Origin of the sequence: Pseudoalteromonas sp. XMcav1-K, assembly GCF_044005875.1 — a bacterium.
Taxonomy (GTDB): Bacteria; Pseudomonadota; Gammaproteobacteria; order Enterobacterales; family Alteromonadaceae; genus Pseudoalteromonas; species Pseudoalteromonas spongiae.
Genome location: NZ_JBIPJE010000032.1, coordinates 1 through 14,337, shown reverse-complemented (window position 1 = coordinate 14,337; position 14,337 = coordinate 1). Strand labels below are relative to the sequence as shown.

The 14,337-nt window shown below is 40.6% G+C and carries 12 protein-coding genes; 10 read left to right on the top strand and 2 right to left on the bottom strand.

Translation table 11 applies throughout. From position 1 onward, the window contains the following. Positions 1–31: 31 nt before the first annotated feature. Complete coding sequence (gene metJ, locus ACHSBP_RS05080; protein WP_010562146.1) at positions 32–355, bottom strand: met regulon transcriptional regulator MetJ; 324 nt, start codon at positions 353–355, stop codon at positions 32–34. Positions 356–545: 190 nt separating this feature from the next. Here metJ and metB point away from each other — a divergent pair, with 190 nt between their 5' ends. Further along, positions 546–1,766, top strand: a complete 1,221-nt coding sequence (gene metB / locus ACHSBP_RS05075) for a cystathionine gamma-synthase (protein WP_010562145.1) — start codon at positions 546–548, stop codon at positions 1,764–1,766. A gap of 8 nt (positions 1,767–1,774) precedes the next feature. After that, entirely contained in the window at positions 1,775–4,111 is a 2,337-nt protein-coding gene (metL, locus tag ACHSBP_RS05070) for a bifunctional aspartate kinase/homoserine dehydrogenase II (protein ID WP_010562144.1), read from the top strand. Positions 4,112–4,199: 88 nt separating this feature from the next. On the opposite strand, the gene ACHSBP_RS05065 is transcribed toward metL, so the two are convergent. After that, entirely contained in the window at positions 4,200–6,656 is a 2,457-nt protein-coding gene (locus ACHSBP_RS05065; RefSeq protein WP_010562143.1) for a penicillin-binding protein 1A, read from the bottom strand. Between the two features lie 135 nt (positions 6,657–6,791). Between ACHSBP_RS05065 and ACHSBP_RS05060 the strand changes: the two genes are divergently transcribed. The 8 genes from ACHSBP_RS05060 to ACHSBP_RS05025 form a co-directional block, all read left to right on the top strand. Then, positions 6,792–7,871 (top strand): pilus assembly protein PilM, encoded by a 1,080-nt coding sequence (locus tag ACHSBP_RS05060; RefSeq protein WP_010562142.1) that lies wholly within the window; start codon positions 6,792–6,794, stop codon positions 7,869–7,871. Further along, complete coding sequence (locus ACHSBP_RS05055) at positions 7,859–8,425, top strand: PilN domain-containing protein (RefSeq protein ID WP_010562141.1); 567 nt, start codon at positions 7,859–7,861, stop codon at positions 8,423–8,425. Before ACHSBP_RS05060 ends, ACHSBP_RS05055 begins: the two co-directional genes overlap by 13 nt. Next, entirely contained in the window at positions 8,422–9,027 is a 606-nt protein-coding gene (locus ACHSBP_RS05050) for a type 4a pilus biogenesis protein PilO (RefSeq protein WP_010562140.1), read from the top strand. Before ACHSBP_RS05055 ends, ACHSBP_RS05050 begins: the two co-directional genes overlap by 4 nt. Continuing rightward, complete coding sequence (locus tag ACHSBP_RS05045; protein ID WP_010562139.1) at positions 9,024–9,557, top strand: pilus assembly protein PilP; 534 nt, start codon at positions 9,024–9,026, stop codon at positions 9,555–9,557. Before ACHSBP_RS05050 ends, ACHSBP_RS05045 begins: the two co-directional genes overlap by 4 nt. Then, a complete protein-coding gene (locus tag ACHSBP_RS05040) occupies positions 9,544–11,628 on the top strand; it encodes a type IV pilus secretin PilQ (protein WP_010562138.1) in 2,085 nt (694 codons plus the stop codon). Before ACHSBP_RS05045 ends, ACHSBP_RS05040 begins: the two co-directional genes overlap by 14 nt. Positions 11,629–11,770: 142 nt before the next feature. Next, entirely contained in the window at positions 11,771–12,289 is a 519-nt protein-coding gene (gene aroK / locus ACHSBP_RS05035) for a shikimate kinase AroK (RefSeq protein ID WP_010562137.1), read from the top strand. 18 nt (positions 12,290–12,307) lie between these two features. Further along, on the top strand, positions 12,308–13,387 hold the full coding sequence (aroB, locus tag ACHSBP_RS05030) for a 3-dehydroquinate synthase (RefSeq protein WP_010562136.1): 1,080 nt from the start codon (positions 12,308–12,310) through the stop codon (positions 13,385–13,387). Then, positions 13,377–14,337, top strand: a 961-nt coding sequence (locus ACHSBP_RS05025) for an ATP-binding protein (RefSeq protein WP_395388265.1), incomplete at its 3' end; no start/stop codon positions are given. The genes aroB and ACHSBP_RS05025, both read left to right, overlap by 11 nt.

Genomic DNA, 14,337 nt, shown 5'->3' with positions numbered 1-14,337 from the left:
AAAAAAACCTCAGCAATTGCTGAGGTTTTTTTTATTCATCTTCAAGCTCTGGAACCGGTAAGCCGCGTTCAGCAAGAATTTCTTTTACCCTTTGCGGAATATGCTCAGGGTTATCTTTTCTCAGATCTTCATCGTCAGGCAATGGCTGACCAGTAAACGCATGCAAAAATGCTTCACACAGTAGTTCGCTATTGGTTGCATGACGTAAGTTATTTACTTGTCTACGAGTGCGCTCGTCTGTCAGTACTTTCAATACGTTAAGTGGGATAGATACGGTAATTTTTTTCACTTGTTCTGATTTTTTACCGTGTTCTGCATATGGGTGAATATATTCACCGTTCCATTCAGTTGCCATAAAGTGTACTAGCCTATATCTGTTACGATTTAATTTTGACGATAGCCTGTATATTAAGAGGCAAAATTTTATCGTTTTAAAATATATAGTCAAATATCATTTATTTGGCTATATAGACGTGTAAAAGTTTTGACTTCCATTGTTTGGTGGTTTAACCTTTTAGACGTCTAAACATCTAAGTGGCAGAGTTATGAAGCAGAACAAACAAACAACCCTTGCTGTTCGCAATGGCATTACCGCAGATAAGCATCATGGTGCGGTTGTTCCACCGTTATATTTATCGACGACTTATTCGTTCGCCGATTTTGATAAAAAGCGTGATTATGATTATGGCCGTAGCGGCAATCCTAATCGTGATATTTTGGCTGATACGCTTGCTAAGCTAGAAGGCGGTGAAAAGGGTATTGTAACTGCAACAGGTATGGCTGCTGTTCACTTATGCACACAAATCTTAACACCAGAAGATACTATTTTAATTCCTCATGATTGCTATGGCGGTAGTTACCGTTTATTCACGAGCTTGGAAAAACGCGGTTTATTAAAAGTAGCGGTTGTCGACTTTACACAAGCGTCTTGCTACGAGCAGATTAAAGCAATTAAACCTAAGCTAGTGTGGATTGAAACGCCAAGTAACCCAGTTTTACGTTTAACTGACATTGCTAAAGTAGTGGAAGTTTCTCACTCCGTAGGGGCGTTAGTAGGAGCTGACAACACGTTTTTATCTCCAGCATTACAAAACCCAATTTCATTTGGTGTAGATATTGTTATCCACTCAACCACAAAATACATCAATGGCCACTCAGATGTTGTCGGTGGCGTGGTTATTACCCGCACTGCGGAGTTAGGTGAAGAGCTTGCTTGGTGGGCAAATAATATTGGCATTACAGGTGCGCCATTTGATGCGTATTTAACGCTGCGTGGTATTCGTACTTTAAATGTGCGTATTAAACAGCACCAAGAAAACGCATTTGCCATCGCACGTTACTTAGAAACCTGTGAGCATGTAGAGAAAGTTTATTACCCAGGTCTTAAAAATCATCCACAACATGACTTAGCAAAAGCACAGCAAAAAGGTTTTGGTGGCATGGTGAGCTTTAGTATTAAAGGCACAATTGAAGATACGGCTAAATTTTTAACCAGTGTAGAACAGTTTAGCCTCGCTGAATCACTTGGTGGTGTAGAGAGCTTAATTTGTCACCCAGCTACCATGACACACGCCGGCATGGCGCCTGAAGCACGAATTAAAGCAGGCGTTAACGATACGTTAATTCGTATTTCTGTTGGTATTGAAGATGTTGAAGATTTAATCGCAGATCTTGAACAAGCATTCGCAAAAACAATTAACAAAGACGTCGCTGCTGGTGGAGAAAAAAGCACTCAATGCTGCGCTGCACGACCTGCATTGTGGTGATTACTTAAATGACAAAACAAGTATATAAATTTGGTGGGTCAAGCCTAAGCAGTGCCAAGCGCTACCATGCAGTTGCCAATATTTGTCAGCAACTAGCGTATGGCGATGCCATAGTTGTATCTGCTGCAGGTAAAACGACCGATACGCTTGTGCGCTTGTGGTCGTGTTATCACAATCAAGATCATAAAGGTGTTGGTGAGGTAATTGCGTTACTAAAAGATCACCAATGCGCACTGGTTTCTGAATTATTAGGTGATAAAAGTGAAGTGTATGCTCACTTTATTGACGATATTAATGCAATCTCTCAACGTGCTGGCTGTGCAGAGTTAGAGCAGGCGTGGTTGCTTGCTCACGGTGAGCTGTGGTCTGCCCGTTTACTTGCGCATTATTTAAATAAGCAAGGGGTTGCTGCGACTCACTTTGATAGCCGAAAGCTATTTGTTGTTGCACAAAATAATCTTAAGCATCAAGAAAATACTGCACGCTGCCAGGCATTAAAGAGCGACCAACTTAATGTGGTGACAGGATTTATCGCAAGTGACGAAGTGGGTAACACGGTGACGCTAGGCCGTAATGGTAGCGATTACAGTGCGACTTTGCTTGGTAAATATATCAATGCCAGCAGTGTTACAATTTGGACAGATACTCAAGGCGTTTACAGTACCGACCCACGTAAAGTAGAGAAGGCGGTTAAATACAATAAAATTAGCCAGCAGCAAGCGCAACAACTCGCGCGATTAGGTAACCCTGTATTGCACGCTAAAACGCTTACACCATTAAAAGACAGCGATATTAAATTAGTCGTTCGCAGTAGCTACGATAGCCATAGTGATGGCACGCAAGTGGTTGCTAACGAACAAGCGAAAGCAAAACGTTTTTTAACGACACTAGCCAGTGTTGATGTATTTCAACTTACTCATAACAATAAAGATAGCATTCGAGAGTTAAGCATTATTCTGCAGCATCCGCTTCAGCCGCTTGAGGTAGAGGGAAATACGTTACTGCTTGTACCAAGTCAGTTTGGCGAGCAAGTTGCGTCATATTATTTACAAGATGCGGTGCTTATTGAATCGAATGTCTCTGGTGTGGCAATCGTGAGTGAGGCCGGCAGTGAATCGCAGTTACTTGAAAGTGCAAAAGCATTATTAGAGAAGCAAAGCATGACATTACGTGGTGCGTGGAGTCAAAATGGCTTTGCTATTTTACTTGGCGACCAGTTGCTTGAAAGCGATACGCTGTCATTATTACATGAAGAATTGATCACCGCTAAACAAGAATTAGCTGTGATTGTGGCGGGTATTGGTAATGTTGGAGAGGTGTTTTTATCACAGCTTAATGACCAGTTAGCGCGTCTAAATACCTTGTTACCAGTTAAGTTGGTAGGTTTATTACGCTCAAGTACGAGTTTGTTAAATGGCCAGGGTATAGAGCTGGCAACAGCCAGTGCAAACTTCAAAAATAATGCAAAAGTGTCGTCACCTGAGCAGATTATCGAGTTTATTAAAGAGCTTGATTATGGCCATAAAGTAGTGATTGATATCACGGCAAGTGAATCGTTTAGTAAGTTATACCCTGAATTTGCGTTGCACGATTGTCATATTATTTCAGCAAATAAATACGCGGGCACCGCAGAGCTAACTTGGTATGAAAATTTACGTCGCTTGCAGACAGAGAAAAATTTACTGTGGCGTTACAACACAAGTGTAGGCGCCGGTTTACCAATTAATTTTGCTTTAAAAGACCTGCAAAACTCAGGCGATAAAATCACTAAAATTAGTGGTGTGTTCTCGGGCACATTGTCTTGGTTAGGGGCAAATTATTCGCTCGATAAAAAGTTCTCAGATTTAGTTGAGCAAGCGCGAGAGCTGGGCTTTACCGAACCTGATCCGCGTGAAGATCTTTCTGGCCGTGACGTACAAAGAAAGTTACTTATTTTGGCAAGAGAGCTTGGTTTATCACTTGAATTAGACGATATTGAGTTATCGGCGTGGATGCCAGGAGAGCTTGCCGAAGGGCCTTGGCAAGATGCATTAGCAAAACGTGAGTCACTTGATACATTTGTGGAAGAGCTCGCTCTAGATGCACAAAGAGAAGGTAATACGCTTAGGTACGTGGCTGAGCTTGATACCACAACCTCACCTATTACGGCAAAAGTAGGGTTAAAAGCTGTTGCTCCGTCAGCTGCGGTTGCAACACTAACTCCGGGCGATAACATTTTTGTGATCAATAGTGTTTGGTATGCTGACAACGCATTGATTATTCAAGGACCTGGAGCAGGGCGTGAAGTTACCGCTGCGGGAGTGCATTCTGATTTATATTGGCTCTGCCATAAACTATCAGAGTAATCAGGATAATTAATATTAAAAAGCCGCTAACAGTGTTAGCGGCTTTTTTAATTTATATAAACTGATATACATAAATGAATTGATACCGTTAAAATAGCTCTTCAGCTGTTTTGCCTGAATCAGTCGTTGTTGTGTAAGGGTCAAATAAATTCTGCACTTCTTGTTGAGTATACTGCGTTGGTGCTGTGCCCTTTATAAAATACTCAAATCGTGACGAGTTATCGGTTTTTTTAGTTAGTAACCCTGATTTACGGTCGATTCTTACTGAGACGAGCCCTTCTGGTTGTTCAATAGGTGCGCTAGGCATACCTCTCAGAGCTTCACGCATATAATCAAGCCATGCAGGCTGCGCCGTTCGTGCACCAGATTCACCGCCAGCAAATTGATTGCGACTTAAATTATTATTGTAGCTTACTCTACCTAAACGCTTGCCGGCATCATCAAAGCCGACCCATACAGTGGTAATCACTTGGCTGTTAAAACCTGAGAACCAAGTATCTACAATATCGTTTGTAGTACCGGTTTTGCCTGATAAGTCATTACGTTTTAAATCTTTTGCACGCCAGCCTGTACCAAGCCAGCCTGGTTCTCCATAGATTGCAGTGTTCATCGCGTCGGCAATTAAAAAGGCATTTTGTTCGCTAATTACGCGAGGCGCGTAATGAAAGCTATCACGCACTTCTTCAGCACTACATTGATTGCAAACAACTAACGGTTGAGATTTATATACGATGTTGCCTTCGGCATCTTCAATACGGTCAATAAAATATGGCTCAATTAAATGTCCGCCATTGGCAAACGTTGCCATACCACGCGCCACTTCTAAAGGCGTTAACGAAGCAGCACCGAGGGAAAGTGCCTCATGTGGTTTAATGTCTTCAGGTGAAAAGCCAAATTTAAGTAAATGGTCTACTGTTTCGCGTGCGCCTATGCCTCGTAACAGGCGAACTGCAACCACGTTTTTAGACTGTGCCAATGCGCGACGCACACGAATTGGGCCATCGTAATTAGCTGGGCTATTTTCTGGGCGCCAAGCGATACGCTGTGCAGAGTTCCAGCTATTTATTGGGGCATCGTTAATTATTGAGCCTAACGAATAGCCATGCTCAATTGCAGCGGAATAAAGGAATGGCTTAATGTTTGAACCTACTTGACGTTTTGCTTGGGTTGCGCGGTTGTATTGCGATAACTCGAAGCTATATCCACCAACAAGTGACTCAATTGCACCGGTTTGAGGATTAAGAGACACTATTGCGCTGCTCACGTCAGGCATTTGAGATAGTTTATATTGACCATCTTCATTTTGCTGTAGCCAAACGAACGCCCCAGGATAGAGTATATCTGAGGTTGTTTCAGGCGGCTTTCCTTGGCGTGAATGCGAAATGTATGGACGAGCCCACTTTAATCCGTCCCATGGAATTGTGATTGAATTGCCGTTTTTAAGTACTGCATAAGCATTTTGCTCATCAATTTGCTCGATAACGGCTGCTTTTAAATAACCGATTTCATTTACAGATTCGAGATAAGAGAGGATTTCATTACGTTGCCAAGCCGTATCCGTTTCGGAGTTCCATAAATAAATGTTAACTCCTCTAAAACCATGACGATGGTCATAGTTATGAATATTATCCATTAACGCTTTTTGCGCAGCAGCTTGGTTTTTAGCTGTGATGGTTGCGTAAACTTTATAGCCGTTGTTATACGCGCCGTCTAATCCGAAGCGTGCAACCATGTCTGCTCGAATCATTTCTGAAATATAAGGTGAAGAAAACTCGATTTCTGCACCGTGTTTTTTCGCTGTTATTGGTGCTTTACTTGCTTCATCAAATTGTGCTTGTGAAATGTATCCTTCAACTAGCATACGTGAAAGAACAACGTTGCGGCGGTGTTTTGCTCGAGTTGGATTACTAATAGGGTTTAATGATGAAGGGGCTTTTGGTAAACCAGCAATCATCGCAAGCTGTGGCAAATTAAGTTGATCTAAATCTTTGCCGTAGTAAACCTGCGCTGCTGCGCCAACACCAAATGCACGATGACCAAGCTCTATTTTATTGAGATAAAGTGCCAATATTTCATCTTTTGTCATTAGGCTCTCAATATGCAACGCAATAAAAATTTCTTTTATTTTTCGCATGTATGCTTTTTCGCGCGTTAAAAAGAAGTTACGCGCCGTTTGCATGGTAATGGTACTGGCACCTTGTTTCTTTTCGCCTGTTGTTATTAGTACGATTGCAGAGCGGACAATGCCTATCGGGTCGATGCCGGGGTGATCGTAGAAACGATTATCTTCAGTCGCGAGTATAGCGTTTAAAAAATCTTGCGGAATTTGATCTATCGTAACCGGAATACGTTTTTTTTCACCAAATTGGTTGATTAATTGGCCATCTTTGGTGAATACTTGCATAGGTGTTTGAAGTTGCACGTCTTTTAAAACGGCAACACTGGGTAGTTCGGGCTTTACGTAAAAGTAAAGGATAACTACTGCAAAAGTACCAAGAATGGTACATATGATAATAAAACGTAAAAAGTTTTTTATAAAAGCCACAGAAAATTCCCGAGAATGGACTCCCAATTACAAGATAACACTGGTAGTATATCCTGATTAATTTTTGAATAAAATTTTTTCGCTAGATTTTATAAAGTTATTATAATTATAAAAAAAAGGATTAGCGTTAGGTTTATGATAGGTCAACTGTTTAAAAAACCACAGCCTCTGATGGTTGGTATTGATATTGGCTCTCATTCGGTTAAAGCCGTGCTATTAAGCCAAAAAGACACTCATTATCGACTTGAAGCGTTTGCTGTCGAGCCAATGCCTAAAGGGGCAATGGCAGAAAGGACGATCCAAGATATTGAAGCTGTTGGTCGTGTAATCAATAAAATTCGTAAAAAACTCCCCAAAAATATCACAGAAGCAGCAACAGCAGTATCTGGTCAGGCGGTTATCACGAAAGTTATTTTTATGGATGTAGCCTTAACGGATGCTGAATTAGAATCTCAAATAGAAATTGAAGCGGACAGCTTAATTCCTTATCCACTTGATGAAGTGAGTTTAGATTTTGAAAAGCTTGATGTAAACGATGCTGATCCATCAAAAGTAAACGTTTTACTTTCGGCTGCGCGTACAGAGAGTGTTGAAGCGCGTGCAGGAGCTGTTGAGTCAGGTGGCTTTGTGCCAAAAGTTGTTGATGTTGAAGCGTACGCGTTAAGTCGTAACCTTGAACTGTGTTACGACTTCTTACCAGAAGACGCTGCAAACAAGGTGGTTGCCTTTATTGATGTAGGCGCAACGATGACCCTTATCAGCGTAACGCAGAACGGTGAGACGTTGTATACCCGAGATCAGGTTTTTGGTGGCGAACAATATACGCAAAGTATTGTTTCTTATTACAATAAGAGTTTTGATGAAGCGGAACTTGCAAAAACGTCTGGTGACTTACCACCAAACTATACGTTTGAAGTGTTAGCACCGTTCCAAACATCATTTTTGCAACAGGTTCGTCGTGCCATCCAAATGTTCTTAACCACAAGTGGTAAAGACCAAGTTGACTATATTGTTTTATCAGGTGGTACCTCGTTAATCTCTGGCTTAGATAAGCTACTGATTGATGAGTTAGGTATTCATTCCGTCATTATGAATCCATTTGAAAAGATGGAGCTAGCACCGGGCGTGGACCGTGAATCTTTAGAGAAGAACCAAGCACAGTTAGCAGTAGCGACGGGCTTAGCACTAAGGAGTTTTTCACCATGCCACATATAAACCTCTTGGCGTGGCGTGATGCGTCGCGCAAGGAAGCACAAAAGCAGTTTGTTAGTATACTTGTGCTCGTTGTTATTGTTGCGTTTGGCAGTATGTTTGCTCTAAGTATGTTCTATGGTGCATTAAAAGATGGCCAAAATGTGCGTAATAACTTCCTTACTTCAGAAATAGCATTATTAGATCAGCGAATTAAAGATATTAATGAGCTAGATAAACGAAAAGCTAGTTTGCAACAACGTATGCGCCTTATTGAAGAATTACAGAGTAACCGAAACCTTGGTACACAGATTATGGACGAGGTTGCATTGGTAGTTCCTTCAGGTGTTTACTTAACAAGCTTAGAGCGTCGCGACCGTGCGCTTCAAATCGTAGGTAAAAGTGAATCACATAACCGTGTATCTGCTATGTTACGTAAGCTTGAAGAGTCATATTTATTTGAAGATGCAATTATGCAAGTGATTGAAGCAGGCGACCAAGAGCTGCGTTTGCTTAACGATTTTAACCTAAGGTTTAGAGTTAAGCCGTTCGAAGAAATTAGCGAGGTTCAAAAATGAATATCGACTTAAAATCGCTAAATGAAATCGATTTAGATGAGTTAGATTTAGAGAACGTTGGTAGTTGGCCACTTGCTGTTAAAGTTATCGTTTGCTGTATCGCTGCAGGCTTAGTTGCGTTTTTTACATATTCAATGTTGGTTTCAAGTGAAATTGAAGCCTATGAAAGAGCACAACAAAAAGAGCAAGAATTGCGAGCTTCTTATCGTCAAAAGTATGACGTAGCTAGTAAGTTAGAAATTTATCGTCAACAAATGGTTGAAATGGAAGAGAAGTTTTCACAGCTTTTAAAACGTCTTCCTACATCAAGTGAAACACCAGGCTTAATTGAAGATTTATCTTACATTGGAACTTCAAGCGGTTTAACGTTCCACAAAGTTGAATGGATGCCTGAGATTGAAAAAGAGTTCTACACTGAGTTACCAATTAAAATCGAAGTGGTAGGTAGTTACCATGATTTTGGTGAGTTTGTAAGTAAAGTAGCTGAGTTACCTCGTATTATCAGCTTACATGACTTCACAATTGAAGGTGGAGAACAACAAGAGCAGTTGGAGTTTAGCGTAGTTGCTAAAACCTACCGCTACGAAGGGGAGCGCGAATGAAAAAATTAGCTATTTTAGCTTTGCCTCTAATTCTTAGTGGCTGCTTTGATGATTTAACGGAACAACAAGAATTTATTAATCAGGTGCGTGCTAATACTAATAATAACGTAGAGCCAATTCCTGAAATTAAGAACTTTAACCACTTTGCTTACACTGCCAGCGAAAAGCGAAGCCCTTTTGTAGCACCAAAACCAGAGGTAATTCAGGATCGATTATTGCAAGTTCAAAACTGCTTGCACCCTGACCCTCGTCGTAGAAAAGAAGCGTTGGAGCGTTTCCCGTTAGAAAATCTACAAATGCGTGGCACAATTGGCTCAGCAACAGAGCTGTTAGCACTTATTACAGCTCCAGATAACTCATTGCATGAAATTGGTGTTGGTGAGCGAATGGGACTATTTAATGGCAAGGTAACTCAGGTACAGAATGGCTTTATTGAGCTGCTAGAATTAATACCTGATGGTGCAGGATGTTGGAAAGAACGCCTGACGAAAGTGGAAATCGTGGAGGCAGGTAGCAATGCGTCAAGTTAATAATAAAGGGTTTAATAATATGCGATTAGCAGTAGGTCTACTTCGTAAAGGCTTTTCAACTTTACTAGCAGCAGGTTTATTGGTGCTTTCATTTGGGGCGTCGGCTGTTCCGCTGCTATATGATGTGCGCTATAACCCATTACTCGATGGCGAAACAGAAATCGAATTCGTATTCGATGAAGAAATTTATGTCGAACCAAAAATTCAGGTGTTTTCAGAACCAGCACGTATCGAATTGTTTTTCGACGAAGCTGACTTTGAGGAAAACTTAACAGAAGTTTTGATTAACAAAGCTGGTGTTAAACGTGTAACCCACGCATTTGAAAATGATGGTTTTAAAGTAACTGTATTTTTAGATTATCTTAAAATTTATCAAACACGCGTAGATAAGAACCTTTTCTACTTACATGTAAGCGATAACCCAACGCAAGATGTAGCGGAGACTTCAGCAGTTGAAGACAGCTCAAGCTATATCAACAAAATTCAAGCAATTGATTTCCGCCGCGGTGAAAGTGGTGAAGCTCGCGTTATGATTTTCTTACAAGAAAACATGGCAGCTATCGATGTAAGCGAAAAGGCGGGTAAAATTGTTGCTGAGTTCCATAATACCGACATTCTTGATGACCTTCTTTATCAGCTAGATGTAATGGATTTTGGTACGGTCGTTAGCACTGTTGAAACATTTAAAGATGGTATTAATAGCCGTATTGTTATCGATACAACAACTGGCTTCGATTATAACTACCAACAATTGGATAATATCTTCACGTTAACAGTTGAAAAAGATGAATCAAAGCGCAGCTTCCTAGGTGACGGCAAAGATTACCAAGGTAAGCCGATGTCGCTTAACTTCCAAGATATTTCTATTCGTCAAGTACTACAAATTATTGCGCAGTATAACAATTTTAACTTAGTAACAAGTGACTCAGTTGAAGGTAACATCACACTGCGTTTAGATGGTGTGCCATGGGACCAAGCGCTTGATGTAGTACTTCGTATGAAGGGCCTTGACAAGCGTATGGATGGTTCAATTTTGATGGTTGCACCAACAGAAGAGCTTGCGTCTCGTGAAGCTAGAGAGTTAGAAGTGAAGCAGAAAGTTGCTGAGTTAGAGCCACTTTATAGTGAATATATTCAGTTAAATTACGCAAAGGCAAAAGACTTCTCTGAACTACTTAAGTTTGAAGGTAATAGTATTTTATCTAGCCGTGGTTCTGTTTCGGTGGATGAGCGTACAAATACACTTTTAATTAAAGACACTGCTACTAGTATCGAAAGTGTTCGTCGTATGATTGAGAATTTAGATATTCCTGTTAAACAGGTTAAAATTGAATCTCGCATGGTAACCGTTCGTGATAATGTACAAGAAGACTTAGGTATTCGTTGGGGTTTTAGTGATCAGCAAAATTCTGATGGCGTTTCAGGCACGCTTGAAGGGGCTAATAATATCGCAAATGGAATTATCCCTGCGCTGAGTGACCGCTTGAACGTTAACTTACCGATCGCTAACCCAGCAGGTAGTATTGGTATTCATGTAGCTAAGCTCGCGGATGGCACACTAATTGACTTAGAACTATCAGCACTTGAGCAAGAAAATAAAGCGGAAATCATTGCAAGCCCAAGTATTACTACGGCAAACCAAAAAGAAGCACGCATTGAACAGGGTACTGAAATTCCTTACGTTCAAGCAGCTTCAAGTGGTGCAACAACGGTTGAGTTCAAAAAAGCTGTATTAAGCTTAGAGGTAACACCACAAATTACACCTGATGATAAGATTATCTTAGATCTTGTTATTACTCAGGATACGCGTGGTGATACGGTGCAAACGCCAACAGGTCCAGCTGTAGCGATTGATACGCAAGAAATCCGCACACAAGTACTTGTTGATAATGGCCAAACCATTGTGTTAGGTGGTATTTACCAACAGCAGATTGTGAGCAACACTAAGAAAGTTCCTCTGTTAGGTGATATTCCTTACCTTGGTTACTTGTTCCAATCAAATAGTGAATTTAATGAGAAGAAAGAGTTACTTATCTTTGTAACTCCTAAAATTCTTAATGAATCTTTGTAATTAAAAAGGGCTGAATAGCCCTTTTTAATGTATAACACTTGAAAACCTTGCCTGTTTGTTGAGATAATCCCTGCCTTACTTTTGGGGACCAGCTAATAAGCGGGGTTTTTTTCAATTTTAGAGTTCGTTTGTACTAAAAGATATGGCTGAAAAACGTAATATATTTCTAGTGGGCCCAATGGGCGCAGGTAAAAGCACTATTGGTCGTCACCTTGCAGACCAACTTCATTTAGAGTTTTTTGACTCAGACCAAGAGATCGAGCGTCGCACTGGTGCGGATATCGCTTGGGTTTTTGATATTGAAGGTGAAGAAGGGTTTCGTCGCAGAGAAGAATCTGTTATTTCCGACTTAACAGAAAAGCAAGGGATCGTACTAGCAACAGGCGGTGGCTCTATTATTAGTAAAGATGTACGTAATAAGTTATCTGCTCGTGGTATTGTTGTTTACTTAGAGACACCAATTGAGAAACAACTAGCGCGTACACAACGCGATAAGAAACGTCCGTTGCTTCAAACTGAAGAAGCGCCTAAAGATGTGTTAGTTCGTCTTGCTGATGAGCGTAACCCTCTTTACGTTGAAGTTTCAGATTTTGTTGTTCGTACTGATGAACAAAGTGCAAAAGTAGTTGCTAATCAAATTATCGAAAAGATAAATTTCTAAATATAAAAGGGGATGCGCATGCTTGAATTATCAGTTAATTTGGGTGAGCGCAGCTACCCGATTTATATTGCACAAAACAATCTTACCGACAGTCCAAATTTATCCAATATTTTGGCAGGTCGTAAATTGGTGATTGTTTCAAATGAAACAATCGCTCCTATCTATCTAGATAAATTTACATCCCAATTACCAAAGAATGACTTTCTTTCTTGCATCATTCCCGATGGTGAGCAATTTAAATCTCTAGAATACTTCGAATTTATTAATCGCTTTCTGTTAGAGCATAATTGTGGCCGTGATACTTGCCTAATTGCGCTTGGTGGAGGTGTGATTGGTGATCTTACTGGTTTTGTTGCTGCATGTTACCAGCGTGGAATTGATTTTATCCAAGTACCAACCACACTACTTTCACAGGTGGATTCATCCGTTGGCGGGAAAACCGCGGTTAATCACCCGCTTGGTAAAAATATGATAGGTGCGTTTTACCAACCAAAAGCTGTTTATATCGATAACAACACACTTAGTACGTTACCAAACAGAGAATTCGCTGCAGGTATCGCAGAAGTGATTAAATATGGGTTAATTTACGATGTTGATTTCTTTAAATACATTGAAGATAACGTCGCTGAAATAAAAGCGCATAACTCGGAACAATTAAGCCAAATTATTTATCGCTGCTGTGAAATAAAAGCAGAAATCGTTGCGCAAGATGAAAAAGAAGCAGGTTTACGTGCATTGCTAAACCTTGGTCATACTTTTGGTCACGCAATTGAAGCTGAGATGGGATATGGTAACTGGTTACACGGCGAAGCAGTTGCAACTGGTATGGTTTTAGCATCCCAATTAGCATACCTAAGAGGCAAGCTATCAGAGGCAGAATTGAAACGTATTGTAAACTTGATTGCAGAATTTGAATTGCCGGTTAGCGCACCAGCGTCAATGTCGTGTGATGATTTTGTAAAACACATGGTTAAAGACAAGAAAAATAAGCAAGGCGTTATTCGATTCATTATTCCAAGCAAGTTTGGTGGCTGCGAGTTAGTTGATGATGTAACTCAGCAAGAGCTAGAAGAGTTATTTAAGCTGCATGCAAACTAAAATATTGCCCAGTAGGCAAGCACTTGTTGATCGAATTGAACTGCAGTTTGCCTACGGTAATAATTTTATCAGTCTCATCTCAGAGGTAGGACTTGGAAAAAGCTACCTTGCTGAGACATTCATTTCCGAAAAGTTTACAGAGCATAACAAAGCTTATGTTAAAGCAACACGTAGTGCGCAAGACCGACATCTAATCGGGCAAATTCTTGAGCAAAGCTTTTCAAATCCATTGATTGATTATGATCTGACTATAGTTGAAAACTTTATCGGGTTAACAGGCGAATCGATAGAGCCACTGCTGATTGTTATTGATGATGCTCACTTTATCAGTGATGATTTTGCAAATGAACTATTCCAACTAACCGAGTCTTACCAAGGTCAGATTCGTATTTTATTAACTGCAACACGACAGCTTCCAGTGGCTGAAGCGATTAACATGCACATTGAAGCATTAGATCAGGCTGAAAGTCTAACGCTGATGAAAATGTATTTTAGTGATTTACCAAATGTTGATGAACCTATTTTTAACGCGTTTATTGAAGCTTCTAATGGTAATCCTCAGCTACTATTAGCTTGGAAAAAAGATAACTCGGAGTTGCAGGTAGCGATGCAAAAACGCAGTAGGCAGTATAAAGTCTACCTTTTGTTAATTTGCATATTAATATTAATTGGGTTGTTAACTTCCTTAGCTTGGTACTTTTTTGATAAAAAGAATATACAAATTGCTTCAGTGAATAATCAACCGACAACTGCAATTACGATTGAAGATGTTTCGTCATCTAAACCTGTTGACTTAACAGCTAAACCCGACAAAACTCCTGGTCAGCCAGAGCAGCAGCCAGAGCAGCAGCCAGAGCAGCAGCCAGAGCAGCAGCCAGAGCAGCAGCCAGAGCAGCAGCCAGAGCAGCAGCCAGAGCAGCAGCCAGAGCAGCAGCCAGAGCAGCAGCCAG

Excerpts from the sequence above, each read along its gene's own strand:
- metJ (WP_010562146.1), bottom strand. The coding sequence starts at position 355 with ATGGCAACTGAATGGAACGGTGAATATATTCACCCATATGCAGAACAC.
- metB (WP_010562145.1), top strand. The coding sequence starts at position 546 with ATGAAGCAGAACAAACAAACAACCCTTGCTGTTCGCAATGGCATTACC.
- metL (WP_010562144.1), top strand. The coding sequence starts at position 1,775 with ATGACAAAACAAGTATATAAATTTGGTGGGTCAAGCCTAAGCAGTGCC.
- ACHSBP_RS05060 (WP_010562142.1), top strand. The coding sequence starts at position 6,792 with ATGATAGGTCAACTGTTTAAAAAACCACAGCCTCTGATGGTTGGTATT.
- ACHSBP_RS05055 (WP_010562141.1), top strand. The coding sequence starts at position 7,859 with ATGCCACATATAAACCTCTTGGCGTGGCGTGATGCGTCGCGCAAGGAA.
- ACHSBP_RS05050 (WP_010562140.1), top strand. The coding sequence starts at position 8,422 with ATGAATATCGACTTAAAATCGCTAAATGAAATCGATTTAGATGAGTTA.
- ACHSBP_RS05045 (WP_010562139.1), top strand. The coding sequence starts at position 9,024 with ATGAAAAAATTAGCTATTTTAGCTTTGCCTCTAATTCTTAGTGGCTGC.
- ACHSBP_RS05040 (WP_010562138.1), top strand. The coding sequence starts at position 9,544 with ATGCGTCAAGTTAATAATAAAGGGTTTAATAATATGCGATTAGCAGTA.
- aroK (WP_010562137.1), top strand. The coding sequence starts at position 11,771 with ATGGCTGAAAAACGTAATATATTTCTAGTGGGCCCAATGGGCGCAGGT.
- aroB (WP_010562136.1), top strand. The coding sequence starts at position 12,308 with ATGCTTGAATTATCAGTTAATTTGGGTGAGCGCAGCTACCCGATTTAT.